This window comes from Arthrobacter sp. TE12231 (genome assembly GCF_054062895.1).
This window is the reverse complement of record NZ_JBSSFS010000001.1, coordinates 4,542,928-4,565,325: the sequence shown is the minus strand read 5'-3', so window position 1 is coordinate 4,565,325 and position 22,398 is coordinate 4,542,928. Positions and strand designations below refer to the sequence as shown.

18 protein-coding genes and 3 rRNA genes are annotated in these 22,398 nt (G+C 63.6%); 8 read left to right on the top strand and 13 right to left on the bottom strand.

What is annotated here, in order from left to right; all coding sequences use genetic code 11:
- The first annotated feature begins 134 nt into the window (after nt 1-134).
- A complete protein-coding gene (locus ACVWYS_RS20470; RefSeq protein WP_456508009.1) occupies nt 135-2,666 on the top strand; it encodes an HAD-IC family P-type ATPase in 2,532 nt (843 codons plus the stop codon).
- 168 nt (nt 2,667-2,834) lie between these two features.
- Here ACVWYS_RS20470 and rrf read toward each other — a convergent pair.
- The 6 genes from rrf to rpmB form a co-directional block, all read right to left on the bottom strand.
- Nucleotides 2,835-2,951: ribosomal RNA gene (rrf, locus tag ACVWYS_RS20465) — 5S ribosomal RNA — on the bottom strand.
- A 244-nt stretch (nt 2,952-3,195) separates the two neighbouring features.
- A 23S ribosomal RNA gene (locus ACVWYS_RS20460) occupies nt 3,196-6,321 on the bottom strand.
- Nucleotides 6,322-6,838: 517 nt separating this feature from the next.
- Nucleotides 6,839-8,365 (bottom strand): 16S ribosomal RNA (locus ACVWYS_RS20455).
- The 16S, 23S and 5S rRNA genes sit together here, the layout of an rRNA operon.
- A 679-nt stretch (nt 8,366-9,044) precedes the next feature.
- Nucleotides 9,045-9,350 (bottom strand): 30S ribosomal protein S14, encoded by a 306-nt coding sequence (rpsN, locus tag ACVWYS_RS20450; RefSeq protein WP_011693742.1) that lies wholly within the window; start codon nt 9,348-9,350, stop codon nt 9,045-9,047.
- Nucleotides 9,351-9,354: 4 nt separating this feature from the next.
- A complete protein-coding gene (gene rpmG, locus ACVWYS_RS20445) occupies nt 9,355-9,522 on the bottom strand; it encodes a 50S ribosomal protein L33 (protein ID WP_003798558.1) in 168 nt (55 codons plus the stop codon).
- Nucleotides 9,522-9,758 carry a 50S ribosomal protein L28 gene (rpmB, locus tag ACVWYS_RS20440; RefSeq protein ID WP_011693744.1) on the bottom strand — a complete coding sequence of 79 codons (237 nt, stop codon included), beginning with the start codon at nt 9,756-9,758 and terminating at the stop codon, nt 9,522-9,524. Before rpmB ends, rpmG begins: the two co-directional genes overlap by 1 nt.
- Before the next feature lie 559 nt (nt 9,759-10,317).
- Here rpmB and ACVWYS_RS20435 point away from each other — a divergent pair.
- The 3 genes from ACVWYS_RS20435 to ACVWYS_RS20425 are packed head-to-tail and all read left to right on the top strand — an operon-like array spanning nt 10,318 to nt 13,041.
- Nucleotides 10,318-11,697, top strand: coding sequence for a ferredoxin reductase family protein (locus ACVWYS_RS20435; protein WP_456510263.1), 1,380 nt, complete (start codon nt 10,318-10,320; stop codon nt 11,695-11,697).
- Nucleotides 11,694-12,239 carry an FMN-binding protein gene (locus ACVWYS_RS20430; RefSeq protein WP_344367383.1) on the top strand — a complete coding sequence of 182 codons (546 nt, stop codon included), beginning with the start codon at nt 11,694-11,696 and terminating at the stop codon, nt 12,237-12,239. Before ACVWYS_RS20435 ends, ACVWYS_RS20430 begins: the two co-directional genes overlap by 4 nt.
- A complete protein-coding gene (locus ACVWYS_RS20425; RefSeq protein ID WP_456508007.1) occupies nt 12,223-13,041 on the top strand; it encodes an FAD:protein FMN transferase in 819 nt (272 codons plus the stop codon). Before ACVWYS_RS20430 ends, ACVWYS_RS20425 begins: the two co-directional genes overlap by 17 nt.
- Nucleotides 13,042-13,058: 17 nt before the next feature.
- Here the strand turns inward: ACVWYS_RS20425 and ACVWYS_RS20420 are convergent, their stop codons facing one another.
- Both ACVWYS_RS20420 and ACVWYS_RS20415 read right to left on the bottom strand, forming a co-directional pair.
- Complete coding sequence (locus ACVWYS_RS20420) at nt 13,059-13,820, bottom strand: SGNH/GDSL hydrolase family protein (protein WP_456508006.1); 762 nt, start codon at nt 13,818-13,820, stop codon at nt 13,059-13,061.
- A 75-nt stretch (nt 13,821-13,895) separates the two neighbouring features.
- Nucleotides 13,896-14,375 carry a MarR family winged helix-turn-helix transcriptional regulator gene (locus ACVWYS_RS20415; RefSeq protein ID WP_456508005.1) on the bottom strand — a complete coding sequence of 160 codons (480 nt, stop codon included), beginning with the start codon at nt 14,373-14,375 and terminating at the stop codon, nt 13,896-13,898.
- Nucleotides 14,376-14,477: 102 nt separating this feature from the next.
- Here ACVWYS_RS20415 and ACVWYS_RS20410 point away from each other — a divergent pair, with 102 nt between their 5' ends.
- Nucleotides 14,478-14,765, top strand: coding sequence for a YciI family protein (locus tag ACVWYS_RS20410; RefSeq protein WP_344367381.1), 288 nt, complete (start codon nt 14,478-14,480; stop codon nt 14,763-14,765).
- Between the two features lie 47 nt (nt 14,766-14,812).
- Here ACVWYS_RS20410 and ACVWYS_RS20405 read toward each other — a convergent pair whose 3' ends face one another.
- From ACVWYS_RS20405 to ACVWYS_RS20395, 3 genes are all read right to left on the bottom strand, one after another.
- A complete protein-coding gene (locus tag ACVWYS_RS20405) occupies nt 14,813-15,652 on the bottom strand; it encodes an SGNH/GDSL hydrolase family protein (protein ID WP_344367380.1) in 840 nt (279 codons plus the stop codon).
- Between the two features lie 98 nt (nt 15,653-15,750).
- The gene (locus ACVWYS_RS20400) at nt 15,751-16,698 is read right to left on the bottom strand and encodes a LysR family transcriptional regulator (protein ID WP_456508004.1); all 948 of its coding nucleotides are present in this window, start codon (nt 16,696-16,698) and stop codon (nt 15,751-15,753) included.
- 16 nt (nt 16,699-16,714) lie between these two features.
- On the bottom strand, nt 16,715-16,945 hold the full coding sequence (locus ACVWYS_RS20395; protein ID WP_456508003.1) for a hypothetical protein: 231 nt from the start codon (nt 16,943-16,945) through the stop codon (nt 16,715-16,717).
- An 87-nt stretch (nt 16,946-17,032) separates the two neighbouring features.
- On the opposite strand from ACVWYS_RS20395, the gene ACVWYS_RS20390 reads away from it, so the two are divergent.
- The 3 genes from ACVWYS_RS20390 to ACVWYS_RS20380 all read left to right on the top strand — a co-directional run bounded on the left by ACVWYS_RS20390 (nt 17,033) and on the right by ACVWYS_RS20380 (nt 19,313).
- Complete coding sequence (locus ACVWYS_RS20390; protein WP_116766644.1) at nt 17,033-17,218, top strand: ferredoxin; 186 nt, start codon at nt 17,033-17,035, stop codon at nt 17,216-17,218.
- A gap of 2 nt (nt 17,219-17,220) precedes the next feature.
- On the top strand, nt 17,221-18,420 hold the full coding sequence (locus ACVWYS_RS20385) for an NAD(P)/FAD-dependent oxidoreductase (RefSeq protein ID WP_456508002.1): 1,200 nt from the start codon (nt 17,221-17,223) through the stop codon (nt 18,418-18,420).
- A gap of 398 nt (nt 18,421-18,818) precedes the next feature.
- On the top strand, nt 18,819-19,313 hold the full coding sequence (locus tag ACVWYS_RS20380) for an FBP domain-containing protein (RefSeq protein ID WP_456508001.1): 495 nt from the start codon (nt 18,819-18,821) through the stop codon (nt 19,311-19,313).
- A 90-nt stretch (nt 19,314-19,403) separates the two neighbouring features.
- Here ACVWYS_RS20380 and ACVWYS_RS20375 read toward each other — a convergent pair whose 3' ends face one another.
- Nucleotides 19,404-20,780: a flavin monoamine oxidase family protein gene (locus ACVWYS_RS20375; RefSeq protein WP_456508000.1), complete on the bottom strand. Its 1,377-nt coding sequence runs from the start codon at nt 20,778-20,780 to the stop codon at nt 19,404-19,406.
- Between the two features lie 22 nt (nt 20,781-20,802).
- Entirely contained in the window at nt 20,803-22,320 is a 1,518-nt protein-coding gene (locus tag ACVWYS_RS20370) for an APC family permease (protein WP_344367373.1), read from the bottom strand.
- Between the last annotated feature and the right edge of the window lie 78 nt (nt 22,321-22,398).

Below are 22,398 nucleotides of genomic sequence, written 5' to 3'. Positions count from 1 at the left end.
CACGGTCCTCGGGGCGTCTGGCCCGGAAATCCGGGGCGAACCGGGGCATGGACCCCGAAAATAGCGACCCGGCGTCGTTCTTCAGTTCTGTACCCTCCGTCACATCCTGACGCAACGCCGGATACCATCGGAGGGTGAGGGCATACCGCCGGCGCAGGAGACGAGCCTTTCTCCATCGGCGTGCCTCCCGGACGGCCACCAAACGCCAGCCGACCGTCACCGGCCTGTCACAGGGCGAGGTGGCCACGCGGGTCGAGCACGGGCTGACAAACCGCGTCCCGGACACCACCAGCCGGAGCCTGTGGCAGATCTTCCGGGCCAACGTCTTCACGCTCTTCAACGCAATCGTCGGCACGAGCTTCCTGCTGCTACTGCTCTTGGGACAATGGCAAGACGCACTGTTCGGCCTCGCCGCCGTCAGCAACGCCGTGATCGGCGTTGTCGAGGAATACAGGGCGAAGAAGTCCTTGGACCGGTTGGCTGTTCTCAACGCCCCGCTGGCAAGGGTGTTGCGCGAGGGTCAGATCCACGACATCGCCACGGCCGACGTCGTGAGGGACGACGTCCTGGTGTTGCGGGCAGGGGACCAGGTCACTGCCGACGCCGCAGTACTCGAGTCGTCCGGCCTCGAGGTGGACGAATCGCTCCTCACGGGCGAAGCAGACCCCGTGGACAAGGACGCGGGGACGGAAGTGCTCTCCGGATCGATCGTCGTGGCCGGCCACGGCACTGCCCGGGTTGTCCGGGTAGGGGCGGAGTCGTTCGCGAGCCGACTGACGGTCGATGCGCGTCGGTTCTCGCTGGTGAACTCCGAGATCCGCAACAGCCTTAACCGCGTACTGCGCTGGATTGCCTGGATCCTGCTGCCGGTGGCCATCCTCGTGATCAACGGCGAGATCCAGGCGCGCGGCGGCTGGCAGACCGCCTATTCCACCGGTGCCTGGACGCCGGCTCTGGTGGGCCTCATTGCCAGCATGATCGCGATCGTCCCGCTGGGACTCGTACTGCTCACGAGCGTGGCTTTCGCCGTGGGCGGGCTCCGGCTGGCCGGTCACAATGTGCTGATCCAGGAGCTCGCCGCTGTCGAGGGACTGGCACGCGTAGACGTACTGTGCATGGACAAGACCGGAACCCTCACAGAGGGAGGGCTGGTCTTCGATGCCGTCCACCCGTTGGCGCCGCAACCGGGATGGGAGCAGGTCCTGGCATGGTTTGGCGCAGAGCCCGAGGCAAACGCCACGGCACGCTGCCTGAGTACGGCTTTTGAGTACGACGGCAGCCTGCAGCCGGTGCGGTCAGTGCCGTTTTCCTCCGCCCGGAAGTGGAGCGGAGTCAGCTTCAACGGGCGCACGCGTGCGGCGCGCACCTGGATTCTCGGAGCGCCGGAGATGATGCTTGTGCAGGGGGAGGACTCGCCCAGACTTGAGACGTCCCCGGTCTCTGCTCCCGACGGCGCCGTCCCGCCCCAGAGCAACGAACCCAGCCGGGGCGACATCTTGCGTCAGGCCGGCGAACTGGCTGAGACAGGGCTACGGACGCTGCTTCTGGCCCGCGCTGATCAGTTGCCGAGCAATGGGAAGCTGGAGGAGCTGCCGGGGTCCCTCCATCCTGTGGCCCTGCTGACGTTCCGGGAACAGCCCCGCGCCGATGCCCGGGAGACCCTCAAGTTCTTCCGCGACGAGGGCGTCGGTTTGAAGATCATCTCCGGCGATGATCCCCGGACCGTTGCCGCCATTGCGCGCCGGATTGGCCTGGAGGTCACGGAGGGCTTCGACGCACGCTCACTCCCCGAGGATCCGTTGCACCTGGAGGAAGTGATGGAGTCGAACATGGTTTTTGGTCGGGTGACTCCGGCCCAGAAGAGGGCTATGGTCGAGGCGCTGCAACGCCGGGGACACACCGTGGCAATGACCGGCGACGGCGTCAACGATGCCCTTGCGCTGAAGACAGCCGACCTTGGCATCGCCATGGACTCCGCGGCGCCCGCAACAAAGGCCGTGGCGCGTCTGGTGTTGCTCGACGGCCGCTTCGACCGACTTCCCGGGGTCCTTGCTGAAGGCCGGCAGGTGATCGCCAATATCGAACGCGTCTCGAGCCTCTTCCTGAGCAAGACCGTCTACGCGACGGCTATCGCAGTGACGTTCGGGCTCCTGGACTGGAAGTTCCCCTTCCTTCCCCGCCAGCTGTCCTTCACTGACGGCCTGACAATCGGAATCCCGGCGTTCTTTTTGGCGCTCATGCCGAACCCGCGCCGCTACCAGCCTGGATTCCTGCGCCGGGCCCTCTGGTTCTCCGTGCCGGCAGGACTTATCGTGACGGCCTCGCTGCTCACGCTCAATGCCCTGGCGCCGCTGTCCGGCACGGCGACGCCAGAACAAGTCAGCAGCGCCTCGGTGCTGACGCTGTCCATCGTTGGGCTGTGGATCCTCTCGGCTGTGTCCCGGCCCCTCAATGCAGGGCGTCTTGCTGTGGTGGTGGCCATGAGCGCCTCCTTGGTGGCCCTGCTCAACCTGCCGCTCGCGCAAGAGTTCTTCCTGCTCTCACGGCCTCCGGGCGGGTTGTTGCTCGCGGCGGTGGCATGCGGGGCCGCCGGGGGCCTCGGAGTCGAGGTTCTGGCCCGGGTCCACGCCCGCGCCTTCCCGGTGCAGGGGCTGGGCCGGAAGTGAAGGAGAGTCCCGCCCGCGGACGTTCCACAGGTGAGGGAGGTCCCCCGGGGGGTGTGCCGGTGGTGTGGGTGGGTCGCGGGGTGTGTGATGTCTCAGGTGATGGGTTTTGTTGGTTAAATGCGGGAGGACCCCCAACCTGTGGTTGGGGGTCCTCGACCTGTAATGGTGTTCCGGCGGTGACCTACTCTCCCACACCCTCCCGGGTGCAGTACCATCGGCGCTGTGGGTCTTAGCTTCCGGGTTCGGAATGGGACCGGGCGTTTCCCCCACGCTATGACCGCCGTAACCCTTGCTCCGCCGCCTTCACCCTGGGGGTGTGGCGGGGAAAACTGTGGTTACAACCTGCTGCACCGGTGTTGCTGGTGCAGTTGTGGTGTTGTGTATGTTGTTGTGGTTTTGTTCCTGTTGCAACGTGCCGCGGGTGCGGGTTTGTTGGTTGGGAACCACATAGTGGACGCAAGCAGTCTTGTTTCTTTGTACCCTCCCCGTGGTGCGAACCCCTTTTGAAACGGGTTCGCGGGAAGAGTGTGTGGTGTAAGTTATCGGCCTATTAGTACCGGTCAGCTTCACGAGTCGTTAGTCCTCGCTTCCACATCCGGCCTATCAACCCAGTGGTCTGGCTGGGGGCCTCTCACACACAAGGTGTATGGAAATCTCATCTCGAAGCGAGCTTCCCGCTTAGATGCTTTCAGCGGTTATCCCATCCGAACGTAGCTAATCAGCGGTGCACTTGGCAGTACAACTGACACACCAGAGGTTCGTCCGTCCCGGTCCTCTCGTACTAAGGACAGCCCTTCTCAAATTTCCTGCGCGCGCAGCGGATAGGGACCGAACTGTCTCACGACGTTCTAAACCCAGCTCGCGTACCGCTTTAATGGGCGAACAGCCCAACCCTTGGGACCTACTCCAGCCCCAGGATGCGACGAGCCGACATCGAGGTGCCAAACCATGCCGTCGATATGGACTCTTGGGCAAGATCAGCCTGTTATCCCCGAGGTACCTTTTATCCGTTGAGCGACGGCCATTCCACAATGTACCGCCGGATCACTAGTCCCGACTTTCGTCCCTGCTCGAGATGTCTCTCTCACAGTCAAGCTCCCTTGTGCACTTACACTCGACACCTGATTGCCAACCAGGCTGAGGGAACCTTTGGGCGCCTCCGTTACTTTTTAGGAGGCAACCGCCCCAGTTAAACTACCCATCAGGCACTGTCCCTGACCCGGATTACGGGCCGAAGTTAGATGTCCAAAGTGACCAGAGTGGTATTTCAACGATGACTCCACCCGAACTGGCGTCCGGGCTTCAACGTCTCCCACCTATCCTACACAAGCCACTCCGAACACCAATACCAAACTATAGTAAAGGTCTCGGGGTCTTTCCGTCCTGCTGCGCGTAACGAGCATCTTTACTCGTACTGCAATTTCGCCGAGTTTATGGTTGAGACAGCGGGGAAGTCGTTACTCCATTCGTGCAGGTCGGAACTTACCCGACAAGGAATTTCGCTACCTTAGGATGGTTATAGTTACCACCGCCGTTTACTGGGGCTTAAATTCTCAGCTTCGCCTTGCGGCTAACCGGTCCTCTTAACCTTCCAGCACCGGGCAGGAGTCAGTCCGTATACATCGTCTTGCGACTTCGCACGGACCTGTGTTTTTAGTAAACAGTCGCTTCCCCCTGGTCTCTGCGGCCCCGATCCCCTCCCACCAGCGTGTGGTGTTCAAGGTTGGGGCCCCCCTTCTCCCGAAGTTACGGGGGCATTTTGCCGAGTTCCTTAACCATAATTCTCTCGATCGCCTTAGTATTCTCTACCTGATCACCTGTGTCGGTTTGGGGTACGGGCGGCTAAAACCTCGCGTCGATGCTTTTCTCGGCAGCATAGGATCACCGAATCCCCCCCTACGGGGGTCCCGTCAGATCTCAGGCATCATGAACGGCGGATTTGCCTACCGTTCGCCCTACATCCTTAGACCGGGACAACCATCGCCCGGCTCGGCTACCTTCCTGCGTCACACCTGTTAATACGCTTGCCTCCCAGGATCAGGTCCCGCGCTCCACCAAAACCCTCACACCCAAAGGGTGATCGGGCAGGTCTCGGGCGGTTAGTATCCCCTGTTCAACATGGGCGGTTTTTCGCCGGTACGGGAATATCAACCCGTTGTCCATCGACTACGCCTGTCGGCCTCGCCTTAGGTCCCGACTTACCCAGGGCAGATTAGCTTGACCCTGGAACCCTTGATCATTCGGCGGACGGGTTTCTCACCCGTCTTTCGCTACTCATGCCTGCATTCTCACTCGTGTAGGCTCCACCGCTGGTTTACACCGCGACTTCACCGCCCACACGACGCTCCCCTACCCATCCAGACGCCTGAACCACAAGGGCTTAGCTAATATCTGAATGCCACAACTTCGGCGGTGTACTTGAGCCCCGCTACATTGTCGGCGCGGAATCACTTGACCAGTGAGCTATTACGCACTCTTTTAAGGATGGCTGCTTCTAAGCCAACCTCCTGGTTGTCTTCGCAACTCCACATCCTTTCCCACTTAGCACACGCTTAGGGGCCTTAGTTGGTGGTCTGGGCTGTTTCCCTCTCGACTATGAAGCTTATCCCCCACAGTCTCACTGCTGCGCTCTCACTTACCGGCATTCGGAGTTTGGCTGACGTCAGTAACCTTGTAGGGCCCATTAGCCATCCAGTAGCTCTACCTCCGGTAAGAAACACGCAACGCTGCACCTAAATGCATTTCGGGGAGAACCAGCTATCACGAAGTTTGATTGGCCTTTCACCCCTACCCACAGCTCATCCCCTCCATTTTCAACTGAAGTGGGTTCGGTCCTCCACGACGTCTTACCGTCGCTTCAACCTGGCCATGGGTAGATCACTTCGCTTCGGGTCTAGATCACGCCACTGCAACGCCCTGTTCAGACTCGCTTTCGCTACGGCTTCCCCACACGGGTTAACCTCGCGACGTAACACTAACTCGCAGGCTCATTCTTCAAAAGGCACGCCGTCACCAGAATCAGACTGGCTCCGACGGATTGTAAGCACACGGTTTCAGGTACTGTTTCACTCCCCTCCCGGGGTACTTTTCACCTTTCCCTCACGGTACTGGTCCGCTATCGGTCATTAGGGAGTATTTAGGCTTATCAGGTGGTCCTGACAGATTCGCACGGGATTTCTCGGGCCCCGTGCTACTTGGGATACTCTCCAGGCGGTACACAACATTTCGGTTACGGGGCTCACACCCTCTACGGCCGGCCTTTCAAGACCGTTCACCTATGCCTGCACATCACACCTCACCAGCCCGGCAGAACTGGTATGGAAAGTCCCACAACCCCGACCATGCAACGCCCGCCGGCTATCACACATGGAACGGTTTAGCCTGATCCGCGTTCGCTCGCCACTACTAACGGAATCACTATTGTTTTCTCTTCCTGCGGGTACTGAGATGTTTCACTTCCCCGCGTTCCCTCCACGCACCCTATGTGTTCAGATGCGGGTCACCAGGCAGCTCGCGCCCCTGGCGGGGTTTCCCCATTCGGACACCCTGGGATCACAGTCCGGTTATCGACTCCCCCAGGCTTATCGCAGATTCCTACGTCCTTCTTCGGCTCCTAATGCCAAGGCATCCACCGTGTGCTCTTAAAAACTTGACCACAAAAGATCAATCAGAAATTTTCGAGAGAACCATGAAAACCACCACCACCGCCCCGAAGGACAACAGCGACAGATCCAGGTTCATATTCTTGGAAATTGCTTCTTATAAAAGATGCTCGCGTCCACTATGTAGTTCTCAAACAACAACCCCGTACCACACACCCCACACACACAACCCACACGGGCCGAACATGCATGATCGATGCAGCCAGGAAACCAGAAACACAAGTCCCGGAACAATCACGGCCAAAGCCGCAACCACCCGGTCCTGTTGTCTCAGGACCCAACAGTGTGCCAAACACTACCCCGCAGTCCACACCGGCGAGCGTTCCAGAACAGGAACCCCCGAAGGGACCCCGTTCGTACTTGCTGCCGGCACGTGCCGCCAGGCACCTATTTGTTGATATTCCACCCGTGAGCACCCGCCGCAGAACTTGCGTCTGCGCAACGGGCGTACTCCTGACAACCCCGCCACACTCAAATGCATGAGGCACGGTGGTTGTAGGCGCTCCTTAGAAAGGAGGTGATCCAGCCGCACCTTCCGGTACGGCTACCTTGTTACGACTTAGTCCCAATCGCCAGTCCCACCTTCGACAGCTCCCTCCCACAAGGGGTTAGGCCACCGGCTTCGGGTGTTACCAACTTTCGTGACTTGACGGGCGGTGTGTACAAGGCCCGGGAACGTATTCACCGCAGCGTTGCTGATCTGCGATTACTAGCGACTCCGACTTCATGGGGTCGAGTTGCAGACCCCAATCCGAACTGAGACCGGCTTTTTGGGATTAGCTCCACCTCACAGTATCGCAACCCTTTGTACCGGCCATTGTAGCATGCGTGAAGCCCAAGACATAAGGGGCATGATGATTTGACGTCGTCCCCACCTTCCTCCGAGTTGACCCCGGCAGTCTCCCATGAGTCCCCGCCATTACGCGCTGGCAACATGGAACGAGGGTTGCGCTCGTTGCGGGACTTAACCCAACATCTCACGACACGAGCTGACGACAACCATGCACCACCTGTGAACCGGCCCCAAAGGGGAAGGACTGTTTCCAGCCCGGTCCGGCCCATGTCAAGCCTTGGTAAGGTTCTTCGCGTTGCATCGAATTAATCCGCATGCTCCGCCGCTTGTGCGGGCCCCCGTCAATTCCTTTGAGTTTTAGCCTTGCGGCCGTACTCCCCAGGCGGGGCACTTAATGCGTTAGCTACGGCGCGGAAAACGTGGAATGTCCCCCACACCTAGTGCCCAACGTTTACGGCATGGACTACCAGGGTATCTAATCCTGTTCGCTCCCCATGCTTTCGCTCCTCAGCGTCAGTTAATGCCCAGAGACCTGCCTTCGCCATCGGTGTTCCTCCTGATATCTGCGCATTTCACCGCTACACCAGGAATTCCAGTCTCCCCTACATCACTCTAGTCTGCCCGTACCCACCGCAGATCCGGAGTTGAGCCCCGGACTTTCACGGCAGACGCGACAAACCGCCTACGAGCTCTTTACGCCCAATAATTCCGGATAACGCTTGCGCCCTACGTATTACCGCGGCTGCTGGCACGTAGTTAGCCGGCGCTTCTTCTGCAGGTACCGTCACTTTCGCTTCTTCCCTACTGAAAGAGGTTTACAACCCGAAGGCCGTCATCCCTCACGCGGCGTCGCTGCATCAGGCTTGCGCCCATTGTGCAATATTCCCCACTGCTGCCTCCCGTAGGAGTCTGGGCCGTGTCTCAGTCCCAGTGTGGCCGGTCACCCTCTCAGGCCGGCTACCCGTCGTCGCCTTGGTGAGCCATTACCTCACCAACAAGCTGATAGGCCGCGAGTCCATCCAAAACCACAATAAAGCTTTCCACCCCCCACCATGCGATGAGGAGTCATATCCGGTATTAGACCCAGTTTCCCAGGCTTATCCCAGAGTTAAGGGCAGGTTACTCACGTGTTACTCACCCGTTCGCCACTAATCCCCGGTGCAAGCACCGGATCATCGTTCGACTTGCATGTGTTAAGCACGCCGCCAGCGTTCATCCTGAGCCAGGATCAAACTCTCCGTTGAAGAAAAACAGACACAACATGCGCCCCCGGGAAAACGGGATGCACACGCTGCACAAAATTTGAAACCAGCTAAAAACACCAGACCACACCACGGGGTGGCGGGCCCGGCACATTCAACCAATTCAATACAATAAATTGGTATCAACAAACTTGGCACACTATTGAGTTCTCAAACAACAGACACACCCGGCACCACCACAACCAACAAACAGTCGCGGATCGCTCCGGAGCAACTTTTCAAACTTACCCGAGTCCGGACCGCTTTGCAAATCAACGTTTCCGCGACCCGCAAACCATCCAACCCGCCCCACCCAACCCGGAGCGCACAAAACGCCGACCAGATCAGGCCTTGAAATTTAGGGGATTGGCCGCCTCCGGTTCCCAGCATTTCCGCTGGTCTCCCTCGCGGCGACTTAGAAAACAATACACCCACCACGCCCCCACCGCAAACCCACCCCCACAGCACCCCAAAAACCCCGCCGGCGCGGGCCTAAAACGGTCGCCAGGCACCCAACCGGGCGCCCCGGCGTCGCAAATGACGGTTGTGCGCTGCGTCACCGCGGTGCGGGCATGGACGAAGGGCGCGCCACGGGCTGTTGGTGCGGGCCGTTAACGCAAGAAGGGCCGGCAACCAAACGGTTGCCGGCCCTTCTCAAGCCACTGGCTTCAGGAGTGCTGAATTACCAGGAAGACTTCGTGATGCCCGGGAGCTCACCGCGGTGAGCCATGTCGCGGAAGCGAACACGGGAGATGCCGAACTTCTGGAAGGTACCGCGCGGGCGGCCATCGATGATGTCGCGGTTACGCAGACGTACCGGGGAGGCGTTGCGGGGCAGCTTCTGCAGGCCGAGGCGTGCAGCTTCGCGTGCTTCGTCGGTTGAAGCGGGGTCAACCAGAGCCTTCTTCAGTTCGAGGCGCTTTGCAGCATAACGCTCGACGATGACTTTACGCTGTTCGTTCTTAGCGATCATTGACTTCTTAGCCATGTGTTTAGCGCTCCTCTCGGAATTCGACGTGCTGGCGGATTTTGGGGTCGTACTTCTTCAGAACCAGGCGGTCCGGGTCGTTACGACGGTTCTTGCGCGTCACGTAGGTGTAGCCCGTGCCCGCGGTCGACTTCAGCTTGATGATCGGACGTACGTCCTTGTCCTTTGCCACTAGAGCTTCACTCCTCGTGCCAGGATGGCGGCGACGACTACGTCGATGCCACGTACGTCGATGGTCTTGATGCCACGAGCAGAGACCTGCAGCGTGACGTTACGGCGCAGGGACGGAACCCAGTAGCGCTTCTTCTGGATGTTCGGGTCGAACCGGCGCTTGTTGCGACGGTGCGAGTGCGAAATGCTGTGTCCAAAGCCCGGCTCGGCTCCGGTCACCTGGCAGTGTGCTGCCATGACGACTCTCCTCAAAAAATAAATGAAACGGCTAGCGGAGTTCCCACTGACCGTGCGATGGGCGGCGTCCGCATCCAGCTCCCGCCCCAATCACCAGATCCGCAGGAATCTGAAGCCGGCGCAAACCGGCTGATTTCCTCACTGCGGCAAAGATTGTGGGCCACGGGCACCGGGCGGTCGCGGTCCGTGGGACAGCCAATGCGAAGTGCCGGGATGCTGGGCGAATACAGGAATGCGCGCAACTTGAGCCCCTAACTACCGGCCGCCACGACCGTCGATTTCTCAGACGAGTCCTGCCAACCGGAGCAATTGCACACGCTCCGCGCCACCTAGCGCCTACCAAGTCTACGAGTTCGACTAATTAAAGACCAATCCGCCGCCATGTGGGGTACCGGAAAATGCCCGCCGGGGCTCCTGCGCAAAGAGGGGAACCGCTCCAGGTCATATGCCGGACGAAGCATTTTCACAGCCAAATGATAGGCAGGGGGGCGACTCTGGATACATGAACACACAACTTCTGACGACCCGTCCCGAGGTTCGCCGCAGCTCTCGTGGCTCCGTGAACCCCTTTAAGGGGCAACATCGGCGGCGGTTGCTGAGAGCGGATCTGCTGACTGTTCTCTTTTGGGCGTCCCTGGCGGGCGCCATCGCTTTGTGGCTGGCCGACGGCGGAGCATCCGGATTCTCGACTCCCGCCGGTTCCTTCACCGCACTGGGGATTGTGGCCGGTCTCGCCGGCATGGACCTGGTGCTCCTGATGCTGCTCCTGGCCGCCCGGCTTCCCTTCATTGACGGCGCCGTCGGCCATGACCGCGCCTTGGAGTTCCACCGCAAGCTGGGCAAGCCGGCCCTGTACCTCCTGCTGGCGCACGGGATCCTCATTGCGATCGGCTACGGCATGGCCGAAGGGCTGGATCCCGTCACTGAGGCCGTGAACTTGTGGGTCCAGGTCCCCGACATGTGGCTGGCCTACATCTCCATGGTTCTGTTCATCGCCGTCGTGGTCACTTCCCTGGTGGCCGTCCGGCGCCGGTTCCCTTACGAGTTCTGGTACGCCGTCCACCTGCTGACCTATGCCGCAGTGCTGACGTCCATCCCACATCAGTTCAGCGTCGGAGGCCTCTTCGCACCGGGCACCTGGCAGCGCTGGTACTGGCTGGCTGCCTGCATCGGTACCGGCGCAGCGCTCCTGCATAACCGGGTTCTGGAGCCGATTGTGGCCACTACCCGGCACAAACTTAGCGTCAGCCGCGTTGTGCAGGTGGCCCCCGGCGTCGTCAGTATTGAGATGACCGGGCGTCACCTTGACGAACTGACGGGCGCCGGCGGCCGGTTCTTCATCTGGCGGTTCCTCGCTCCCGGCATGTGGTGGCACCCGCACCCCTTCAGCCTCTCCGCGGAGCCCGTCCAGCTCGGCGCCAGCGGCTCCCTGCGGATCACGGTCCGCAACCTCGGCAGGGGCTCGTCCCAGTTGGCCCGGCTGAAACGCGGCACAAAAGTGGCCATTGAAGGCCCCTACGGACTCTTCAGCACCGCGGCCAGGAGCCGGAATCACGTCGTGATGATCGGTGCCGGCATCGGGATCACCCCTATCCGGGCGCTGCTGGAAAGCACACCTTTCAACCCAGGCGACGCCACCGTCATTCTGCGTGGCCACAGCGAAAAGGAGCTGTACCTGGGCAAAGAGATCATGGACCTTTGCCAACGCCGGGGCGCGACCCTGTACCACCTCACCGGGCGCCGCCCGGCGGGCGTCGAGACGTGGCTTCCCGCCGACGCCACCCGTTCGGGATACCGGCTGGGGAGCTACGCACCAAACATCGCCGAGGCCGACGTCTACGTCTGTGGACCGGCAGCCTGGGCCCAAAACGTCCTCAAAGACGCACGAGCAGCAGGCGTGCGGGAAGAACAGCTTCACTACGAAAGGTTTGACTGGTGAGAATTCGCGCAGCAGTTTCAGCAACCCTGGCTTCGGCCGGAATCCTCCTGGTCGGATGGCAGTCCGGCAGCCACGTGACGGAGGCGGCAGGTTCGTCCATCGGCACCTCCGCCGGAACGACCGGATCGACCGGCGCGTCTGCCGCCACGGGCAGCGGGTCCGGGAGTAGCTCCGGCACAAGCACCTCCGGGGCAGCTTCCGGAAGCGGGACAACCGGATCCACCGGTTCGACGGAAACCACCACCTCAGCGGCCGGCGCCGGGAATGGCGGAACCTTCGCCGGCTCCGTGAGCCAGACCCGCTTCGGGAACGTCCAGGTGCAGATCACGGTCAGTGGAGGGAAAATCACCGATGTAACGGCCCTCCAGCTCACGGATGAAGACCGGAGGTCCGTCGCCATCAGCAACCGGGCGGCGCCGCTGCTGCGATCGGAAGTGCTTCAGGCCCAGTCCGCGAACGTGCAGACCATCGGCGGTGCCACGGTGACCAGCGACGCGTACCTCTCCTCCCTGCAGGCGGCCCTCGATGCAGCCCACCTCTAAGCTGGGTGGTTCGGCCTTGAAGGCCAGGACGTTTGGCTCCATGGGAACCGTCATCAGTCTGACCGTTCCTGCCGGGGCCGCCATCGCCACCGGGGGAGGGGCCGGCGTCGCCGACCACGAACTCGACGCCGCCGTCGCCGCCGTCGAACGGGTGTTTGCCCGGCTGGATGAATCCTTCAGCCTGTACCGCCCCGCTTCCGAGGCCAGCAGGCTGGCCCGCGGGGAGCTTTCGCTTCGGGAAGCGTCCGCCGGGATGCGGGACCGGTACGCGGATGCCGTGGGCTGGCGGCTCATGACGGAGGGTGCGTTCTCACCGGAACGGCCCGACGGCGTGCTGGACCTTTCCGGGCTCATCAAGGGCTACGCGATCGCGCAGGCAGGCGAGACGCTGCAGTCCCAAGGGATCACCGACTGGTGCCTGAACGCCGGGGGCGATGTGCTGGTGATGGGCTCGCCCGTTCCGGGCAGCGGAGCCTCCTGGGCGGCAGGGGTGGTTGACCCGCAGGACCGTACGGCTCTGCTTTCCGCGTTCGAGCTGGGCGGCCCCGGCGCCCGGTGCGCCTTGGCGACGTCGGGTTCGGCGGAGCGGGGTCACCACATCTGGACGGCCGGCGCCGGCGGCGCGGAGTTTACCCAGGTCTCCGTCGCCGCGGCGGACATTGTGACGGCCGATGTGCTGGCCACGGCGATCGTCGCGGGCGGCACCGCGATGCTGCACCGGGCCACGGACGGCTGGGAAATCGATGTGCTCGCCGTCCGCCGCGACGGGGAACTGCTCGCGACGCCGGGATTCCGCGCCTGAACTGCCGGGTCTTCCCCTTAGAGACGCGTGAGCTGGCCGTACTTCGGCTGCAGACCGTCCCCGGACGACTTGCCGGTGACGCGCCGGACAACCCACGGGCCGGCGAATTCACGGACCCAGCGGGCGTTGGCGCGGATGGCGTCCGCGCGGCCGAGTTCCGGCACCGGCGTCATGGGCGGGACGTCAATCGAGTGTTCGTGTTCCAGGACCGTCAGGACCCGCTTGGCCATGTTCGCGTGGCCGGCGGCGGACATGTGCATCCGGTCCGTGGCCCACATGCCCCAGTCGTAGTATTCGCTGAAGCGCCAGTAATCGACCAGTAGGGCACCGTGGTCGCCGGCGATTCCGCGCACCAGTTCGTTGTAGATGGCGGTGCGGCCGCGCATGGTGCCGAATATCTTGGAGCCGCGCGCGTCGAAGCCCGTGAACATGACCACGGTGGCGCCGGTGGCCGCGAGCTTGCGGATCCCGGCGTCGTATTCCACGAGCAGGTCATCAATGTCGATCTTGGGCCGGAGGATGTCATTGGCGCCGGCGTAGATGCTCACCAGGGTGGGCTTGAGTGCGACGGCGGCGTCCACCTGCTCGGCCATGATCTGGCGCAGTTTCCTGCCCCGGATGGCGAGGTTCGCGTAGCCGAAGCCCGGATCGGCGGTGCCGAGCTGCTCTGCCACCCGATCCGCCCAGCCCCGGACGCCGTTGGGACGGGTGGGGTCGTCGTCGCCGACGCCTTCCGTAAACGAGTCTCCAAGGGCTACATAGCGGGACGTGAAATCCATGAACCAAGTCTGCCAGCAGTTGCCGCAAGCAACAAAGACGGCGGCGCGTCCAGCTTCCGCGCTCAATTGTCGCGCTTAGTTGTCGCGCAGGATCCAGTGATCGTCGTCGAGGCGGGCGACGATATTCTCGCCGATACGGGCCAGGTCCGCGACGTCTTTGGGGCTCAAGGCGTCGAGGAAGAGCGACCGGACAGCCTCCACATGGCCCGGAGCGAGCTTCACGATCGTCTCCATGCCGGCGTCGGTCAGGTGCGCTGTGGTGACGCGGGCGTCGCCGGGGTGCGGGCGGCGCTCAAGCCAGCCGCGGTTCTGCAGCTTGGTGACCACGTGGGAGAGCCGGGACAGCGAAGCGCTGGTGCGCGCGGCGAGCTCGCTCATGGGCAGGAAATGCCCCTCGGCCTCGGAGAGCATCGCCAGCACGTTGTAGTCGAACAGGGACAGCTTCCCCGCGGCATGAAGCTGGGTGTCCAGGGCGGCCGGCAGCAGCGTAGTGATGCTCAGCAGGGCCAGCCAGGCCCGGCGTTCGTCGGCATTGAGCCAGCGGGGTTCGGTCATGGCTACATTCTAGGAGACTTGAAGCTTGACGATTCAACTTCGGCCGGGGATTCCCGGAAAAGTTCCGCCCTGTCCGCGACCCGCTACCGGTAGGCTGGCCGCATGTACGTAGTCTCCCTGACATACAAGGTCCCCGACGACATTGTGGAGTTCCACCTCCCGGCCCACGTCACGTGGCTGCAGGCGGCCTTCGATGAGGGCATCTTCATGGTCGCCGGGCGCAAGATCCCACGCACCGGCGGCCTGCTGCTCTCCAACGCGGACAGGGAAAGCCTGGACGCCGCCCTCGCCAAGGACCCGTTTTATGTCAACGGTGTGGCTGACTTCGAGGTCATGGAATTCCACGCCAACAGGGTGGCCCCCGGCTTCGAAAACCTGCTGGACAGCTGAGTCGAGGCCGGCCCGGAGCGCGGGCCGGGCGTCTGCCGGGATCCGGCCTAACCGCCGTCGCGCTGCGCCTGCAACAGTTTCTTCAGGCCGCCCTTCCGCGGGACCTTTACGGGTTCCGCCCAGCGCGGCCGAAGCTGGTCGCCGAGAGTGACCCCGCGAAGCTTCCGTCCGAACAAGGGCAACACCCAGTCGCGCACCCAGCGGCGCTGCCGGCGTTCCCACTCGCGCAGGCCCTGTTTCACCGGCGGCTCCCATTGCTTGGGCTTGATCGTATGGGGCACCCCAAGATGATCCAGGACCTGCGCGGCAAGGTATTTATGGCCCGCCTTGGACATGTGCAGCCGGTCCGAATCCCACATCCGCGGGTCATGGAATGCGTCGAAGCACCAGTAGTCCACCAGTACCGCGCCGTAGCGGCCGGCGATCTCGCGGACCCGCTCGTTATAGAAGGCGTTGCGCTTCTTCAGCGGCTCAAGGAGCGCGGAGACCTTGACGTCGAAGCCGGTGAACAGCACCAGCGTCGCCCCCGTGCCCGCGAGCGCCTCCACCAGGGACTCATAGTCCTGCATGAGGGCCGCAATGTCCGTGCCGAAATCCAGGATGTCGTTGCCGCCCGCGTACAGCGTAATGAGCGTCGGCTCCATGGCCACGGCGGGTCCGAGCTGTTCGGCGATGATGTGGCGCAGCCGTTTGCTGCGGATGGCCAGATTGGCGTACTGCCACCCCGGCTGCGCCTTGGCCAGTTTCTCCGCGACCCGGTCCGCCCAGCCCCGCACGCCATTGGGGAACCGGGGGTCATAGTCGCCCACACCCTCGGTGAAGGAATCGCCCAGGGCAACGAACAGCCGCCGGCCCCCCGTACCCGAACCAAGAATGTCTCCAACCACGCGTCCACGGTAGCCAGTCCATCCGGCCATCAGGGAACAGCGGGGTTAACAGGCGGGTGTCATTCGCCCCAGGCAGGCCGGTGCAGGCACTGAATGGGTCACGCGGGCGGCCCGGATCTGGCGGGCACAGGACCGTACCGAGCCCGCAGAGGGACGGCGGCCTCCAGGAGGATCCCCCGCAGCCAGTCCTTGAACGGGTCCTCCGCGAGCCACGGGTTCCAAACCATGTCGATGCCCAGGGTTTGGATGGGGAAGGGGAACTCCTCCATGCGCAGGTCGAACCGGCCCTCGAATGCCAAGCCGACCTGGTACCGATGGACCGCCACCCCGCCGGCCTGGGCGATCAGGTGGGGAATGAACAGGTAGTCGGACACGCGTTGCCGGACCGTGTACGGCACCCTGCGCTCGTCGAGGATTTCGTAGGGCCGCAGGCGTTCCGGGGCCGCGTCCAGCACCACATGGGGCACCGTCTCCAGGAGCTCCAGCGCGCTGGCCTGCCGCGGTGAGTCCCACGAAGTGACGACGACCCAGCGGTCGTCGTACAGGCGCTCCCGCGGATACGGCGTGGCGAACGTCTCGGGGAGCAGAATGACGTCCGCCGCATCGTCCGCGAACACCGCGATGGTCGGCGAGGACGTGGTTCGCAACCGCAGGACCGTGTTCGGCGCACGCTCGGCCAGCAGCCGGGTGAGCGCGCTGCCGATGACGAACGCGGTGCTGTTGGTCATTGCCACAGTGATCAGGCGCTCGTCGGTTGCGGGGTCAAACGGGGCGGCATTGACGAGCCGGGCCGTCTGCGTCAGCGTCTGGCGCAAAGCCGGCAAAAGCTCCGCGGCCCGCGGCGTCAGTACCATTCCGCGCCCCTGCCGCACGAGGAGTTCGTCGCTGAGCATGCGCCGCATGCGTGTCAGCGCATGGCTCATGGCCGGCTGCGACAGACCGATTCTGGCCGCAGCGTTCGTCACCGACCGCTCGTCAAGCAGCGCCAGGAGTGGCACCAGGAGGTTGAGGTCGACCGAAGCCAGCCGGGCCAGCTCTCCGTCCATCCCGGATCTTCCCAAGCTACCGGGCATGACTCGCCGGGAAAACAGCGTGCAGCGGACTCAGCTGCTGGATGCGCGGGTCCGGCAATGCGAGGTCGAGGGCCTCCACATACGACACAAAACTGTCTTTCGCATTCCAGGTCATTTCCGGCTTCATTGCCATTGCACACCTCACTTGTCGCACGCCGCTTTTCCGGCGCGTGGCCCAGCCTACCCGGCCATTCATACGATGCATATCAAGGATGAGCATTATTCATTTGTGAACATGCTATGCAGCTGGGAAACTCAACATACGCTCTGGTTGTGATCCACGCCACCGTTTTCAAAGGAGAAAGCCATGAAGATTGTCCTCGATCGACCGCGCTGCGAAGGCCACGGCCTGTGCGAGGACGTTGCCCCACAGCTGATGCACTTGGACGAAGAGGGCGAACTCGTGCTGGACATCGAGACGGTCGACAACGACGTGGAACCGGCAAAGGCCGCGGTTCGCGTCTGCCCGGTTGCCGCGCTGCGGCTGGCATGAGCATGGCACTGAAACGCATCGTCGTCGTCGGAAATGGCATCGCCGGCCTTACCGCGGCAGACTCCCTGAGGGCGGCAGGCTTCGACGGCGATATGACCATCGTGGGCGACGAACCCCATGCACCGTACAGCCGCCCCGCCCTGTCGAAGGCTGCCCTGCTGGACGCCGACGACATGACGTCCCATCAGCTGCCGGCGTCCACCCACGAGGCATTGGAGGTCCGGGGCGTGAGCGCGACGGGGCTTGATGCCGACCGGAAAGTGGTGCACCTCGACGATGGCAGCGGCCTTCCGTACGACGCCGTGGTCATCGCCACCGGCTCCCGGGCACGCCTCCTCGGGACCGGCCCCAAGACCGGGGGAAATGCAGGCCGCTGCGACGGCGAACTGACGCTGCGCAATCTGGAGGACGCGCTGACTCTGCGCCGCCGGCTCACGAACCGGCCGTCCGTCGTCGTCATTGGTGGAGGCGCCCTGGGCATGGAGATCGCCTCCGGGTGCCTCTCCGCGGGCTGCGAGGTAACCCTGGTGGCTCATGATCGTCCGCTGACCAGACAGCTGGGCCCGTACTTGTCCGGTGTCTTCGTGGCCGCTGCCCGCCGCCACGGGCTCAAGCTAGCGCCGTCCCACGCGGTCGAACTGCGCAGCACCGGTGGGCGCACGGCCGACGGGCGTCCGCTGGTTGTCCTCGCGGACGGTTCAACCATCGAAGCCGAACTCGTGGTCAGTGCCGTAGGAGATGCCCCCAACGTCGAGTGGCTCGCCTCCAGCGGCCTACTGACCAACGGCCGGCTCGAAGTCGACGCCCGCGGGCGCGTCCGGCCCGGCATCATCGCCGCAGGAGACGTGGCCGCGTTCCCGACCAAGCACGGCATCCAGCGCGTTCCCCTGTGGACCAGCGCCATCGAGCAGAGCAAGGCCGCGGCCCTGGCTCTCGTGCGGGGTGATGAAGCACCGGAGTTCGACTTCCAGCCCTACTTCTGGACCGAGCAGTTCGGCCTCAGCCTGAAGGCGAGCGGCTTCCTGCCCTTAGCCGGTGCCCCTGAGTTCCTCGAAGGCGATCCCGCCGGCGGCCCTGCCCTCATGCGGTGGTCCCACGACGACGACTCGGGCACCGCCGTCGCCATCAACAAACGGATCCCCATTCCGAAGTTGCGGCGGCTGAGCGATACCGCGCCCCTGGTTGCGTCGCCCACTGCCTGAGATGATGCGGGCGCGTCAGTTGGAGAACGGCAGACCACCCTGCGGGCTGGTCCGGGTTCTTGCAGTCGGCTGGACAGGAATCCAGGGCTTTGCAAGGATGGGCTCTCCGGATAAACGGACCCGGATGATCAGAACCGGGGAACTCTTGGAACGGGGGGGTGAGCATGCGGATCGCGACGATCACCGCTGCCACGGTTAGCGGGGTGGCCGCTGTGGCCTGCTACGCGCCCGCGCTGCTGCCGGCCCTTTCCGAACAATCCCGTCCCGCTGCTGAATCACCACGCGGAGACGCCCGGTCCTAACCGGAGTCGCAGGCTGGCAGTCGTCTGCCCCCGTTCCGCCTTGGCGCGCAGTAGGCCCGCCCGGGCGGCACCTCTTCGATTCCGAAAGTTTCCGTCATGCAAAAAATCACGCCGCAGCAGATCCGCTCGTCCTTCATCAACGCGAGCCGGTCGGAAGCCGCGAAACTCAATCTGCCCAAAAACTTCGACACCCTGGACTGGGAAAAGCTCGACTTCCTGGCCTGGCGGGACGAGAAGATGCCCCTGCGCGGCTATCTCGTGGTGCCCGGGATGAAGGGTCCCACCGGAATCATGCTCCGGGCCCCTGAAGGCGGGGCCAAGAAGAATCGCTCCGTGCTCTGCGAGCTGTGCCGGGATGTGTTCTCCAAGGACGATGTCCTGCTCTGGGTGGCCAAGCGCGCAGGGCAGTCCGGCCGCAACGGCAACACCCTGGGCACCTTGATCTGCGCCGAGTTCCTCTGCTGCCGTAATGTCCGGGTGGAGCCTCCGGCCAACGAGATCAATCCGGACCCCGCCGCCGTCGTGCTGCGGCAGATCGACGGGCTGGCGGCCCGCGCCGCCCAATTCGTGGAGCGCGTACAGGGAAGGTAGCGACGGCACAAGCAACGCGGGGTCACCTGCGGCCCGGAATTATGGACCGTAAGTGAACCCGCGTCGCTGGAAGGCCGGGCGGTGCGGCCGCTACGCGGCGGCCTCCGTGCTGGCGGCGTCGCGGTCCAGGATCCGGGCCGCCGTGGCCCGACCCATCCGGACCGCGCCGTCCACATGCTGGTAGCCCTCGGCTGCAAGGTCCGAGGACGCCCAGTAGATGGGTCCCACCGGGGTGAGCTGGTCCGCGCCGTAGCGGTGCAGGCCGCCCAGATCGTAGCTGGAGGCGAAGGCGCCGCGGGTCCATTCCTCGGAGGCCCAGTCGGACTCGTAATACACCACCGGTTCCAGGGTTTTCGGGCCCAAGGACTCCGCCATGGCCGAGAGGATCACCCGGCGCCGTTCCCCGGCGTCGAGGGCGAACATCGCGTCTGCCTTCTCATCCGGCACGAAGGCCACCAGGGTTCCGCGCGGGTCCTCGTGATTGGTGTTGTCGTAGATTTCCTGGACCACCAGATCGGGACTGAAGCAGGTGCCGGAGAGGCCCTCTTCGCGCCAGAACGGCGCCTCGTAGACGGCGTGCACCTTGATGACCAGGCCCAGCGACTGGTGCTGGTGCATCTGGTGCTGGCGACGGGGCAGCGGCGGGTCAAAACTCACGCGCGAGTACAGGTTCGGCGGCACGGCCATGATGGCGTACCGGGCGTTCACCGTGGCCCGATCCGAGACGGCGGTGACGCCGTTTTCGTCCCAGCGCAGGGTCCGCACCGGGGACTCAAGGACGACGTCGTCCCCCAGTGCGGCGGCGATGGTCTCCGACACCAGCTGCATCCCTCCCACCACGCGCTGGTCCAGCAGCAGGTCCTCGTCCACCAGGTTCGAGAATGAGCCCGCCGATGCCGCCATCAGGACGGCTTGCAGGGCGGAGAAGGAGTGCGCCGGCTTGGTGAGCATGCCGCCGGCCAGAAAGTGGCCGATGTTGGCGCAGGCCTCCTCGTCGTCAGAGAGCTGGCGCATCCAGTGATGCAGCGAAACTGTGTCGAGTTCGCGCGCCCGGGGGTGCGCCCACGGCTCCGCGGCGCCGATCTCGGCGGCCAGCTCATCCAGGATGCCGATCAGCCGGCGCATTTCGGCCTCCGTGCGCTCGGACACCGGGAACATCTCCCCCGTGTAGAGGCTGCGGGTGCCGTCCGGGGCGACGTAGACAGACTGGCCCTCACGGTAGCGGCTGAATGTTTCCAGGCCCAGCTCGCCCAGCAGGCCTTTGAGTGCCGTCTGGTCCGGTGATATCCACTGGCCGCCGATTTCGAGCATGGCGCCGTCAATGGTGCTGGTCCAGGTCCGGCCGCCAACCCGGTCACGGGCCTCCAGCACGGCAACCGTCAGGCCCGCCGCTTTCAGGTCCCGGGCGGCGTTGAGACCGGCCGGGCCGGCACCGATGATGACAACATCGCGTTCAATACTTTTCACTGTCTGCTCTTTCGTTGGTGCGTTAGTTGACCGCTGCTTGCCGGGCACTGCCGGCCCGCAGCTTGGCGGCGACGTCGATCGCGTCGCCGGCCGGCGCCGTCGATTTGGCGTCCGGGCGGGCCAGCAGGAGGTAGAGGAGGCCGGTGCCGGCCACAACGGCAAGGCCGATCAGGACGGTCCAGTCGGTGACAAAGACGCCCGTGGAGCCGGGCCAAGCCAGCAACACCATGGCAAAGATGCCGTAGGCCAGGGCCGCGACGTTGATCGCGAACCCTGCGGCGCCCAGGCTGAACGGCCCGGCAGGACGCCAGCCCTTGAGCCGCTGGCGCAGGGAGGCGAGCACCACCGACTGGAACGCAATGTAGATGCCCAGCACGGCAAAGGAGGTGATCTGCGTGAGCAGCTCGTCGGACCCCAGATAGATGATGACGCAGATGGCCAACGGAATGCTCGCGGCGACGATGAGGGCGTTTGCGGGGACCCTGGCGGTGCCGGAAACCCTGGAGAGCCAGCGGTGGCCGGGCACCATGCCGTCACGGGCAAAGGAGAAGATCAGCCGGCTGGCCGCTGCCTGCAGGCTCAGCACGCAGGACAGGAAGGCCGTGATCGCAACCACCAGGAAGATCTTGGCACCCACCGGCCCGAGGGCCGATTCCAGGATGGCGGGGATCGGGTCAGGATCCTGGCCGTTGACGATTTCCTGCAGGTTGGGCGCCGCCAGCACATAGCCGCCGAAGGAGAACAGAGCCGAGACGCCTCCGACCACAATGGTCATCATCATGGCCCGCGGGATCCGCCGCGCCGGACTGGCGACTTCCTCCGCCACGTCGCCACAGGCTTCAAAGCCGTAGAACAGGAAGAGCCCGGCCAGGGCGGCCCCCATGAAGGCGTGCAGGTAACTGCCATCGCCCTCCACCCCCATCGAGTCGAAGAACACGCCGAAGCTCTGCTTGCGCTGGAAAATCAACAGGTAGAGGCCGACGGCGATCACGCCGATCAGCTCGGAAGCCAGCCCGATCCGGGCCACCCGCGCCATCGTCTTGGTACCGGTGAAGTTCAAGGCCAGCGCCACAACAAGGAGCAGTACCGTCAGGCCAAGCGTGGTTTCCCGGGTCACCTCAACCTCGAACAGGCTGGCCAGGAAGCCACTGCCGAATTCGGCCACCGCGGTAATGGTGACAATCATGGCCCAGATGTAGACCCAGGCGGCCATCCAAGCGTAGCGCCGGCCCCACAGCCGCCTGGTCCACGGATAGATGCCGCCGTGGATGGGGTACTGCGAGACCACCTCGCCGAATACCAGAGCCACCAGCATCTGTCCCGCCCCCACGATGAAAATCCAGAAAACCGACGGCGGGCCGCCGGCCGCCATGGCGATCGCGAAGAGGGAGTACACCCCCACCAGCGGTGAAAGGTAGGTGAATCCGAGGGCGAAGTTTGCCCAGAGGGACATGGACCGGTCAAAGGAATCCTGGTAGCCCAGGACGGCAAGGTGCTCACTATCGTTGAGCTCGGTGGTACTGCGTGATTCGGTAGACATGGTTTCCTTCCGACGACATTGGCGGGAGTTGCTGGTGGGGGTGCCGGCCGGAGATGCCGGTGGTTTCCGGGTGCCGGG

What these genes read in the sequence shown, in the direction of transcription:
- rpsN (WP_011693742.1), bottom strand. Translation starts at nt 9,350, where the DNA reads ATGGCTAAGAAGTCAATGATCGCTAAGAACGAACAGCGTAAAGTCATC.
- rpmB (WP_011693744.1), bottom strand. Translation starts at nt 9,758, where the DNA reads ATGGCAGCACACTGCCAGGTGACCGGAGCCGAGCCGGGCTTTGGACAC.
- ACVWYS_RS20425 (WP_456508007.1), top strand. Translation starts at nt 12,223, where the DNA reads ATGCAGCCCACCTCTAAGCTGGGTGGTTCGGCCTTGAAGGCCAGGACG.
- ACVWYS_RS20420 (WP_456508006.1), bottom strand. Translation starts at nt 13,820, where the DNA reads ATGGATTTCACGTCCCGCTATGTAGCCCTTGGAGACTCGTTTACGGAA.
- ACVWYS_RS20415 (WP_456508005.1), bottom strand. Translation starts at nt 14,375, where the DNA reads ATGACCGAACCCCGCTGGCTCAATGCCGACGAACGCCGGGCCTGGCTG.
- ACVWYS_RS20410 (WP_344367381.1), top strand. Translation starts at nt 14,478, where the DNA reads ATGTACGTAGTCTCCCTGACATACAAGGTCCCCGACGACATTGTGGAG.
- ACVWYS_RS20400 (WP_456508004.1), bottom strand. Translation starts at nt 16,698, where the DNA reads ATGGACGGAGAGCTGGCCCGGCTGGCTTCGGTCGACCTCAACCTCCTG.
- ACVWYS_RS20395 (WP_456508003.1), bottom strand. Translation starts at nt 16,945, where the DNA reads ATGCTCATCCTTGATATGCATCGTATGAATGGCCGGGTAGGCTGGGCC.
- ACVWYS_RS20390 (WP_116766644.1), top strand. Translation starts at nt 17,033, where the DNA reads ATGAAGATTGTCCTCGATCGACCGCGCTGCGAAGGCCACGGCCTGTGC.
- ACVWYS_RS20385 (WP_456508002.1), top strand. Translation starts at nt 17,221, where the DNA reads ATGGCACTGAAACGCATCGTCGTCGTCGGAAATGGCATCGCCGGCCTT.
- ACVWYS_RS20380 (WP_456508001.1), top strand. Translation starts at nt 18,819, where the DNA reads ATGCAAAAAATCACGCCGCAGCAGATCCGCTCGTCCTTCATCAACGCG.
- ACVWYS_RS20370 (WP_344367373.1), bottom strand. Translation starts at nt 22,320, where the DNA reads ATGTCTACCGAATCACGCAGTACCACCGAGCTCAACGATAGTGAGCAC.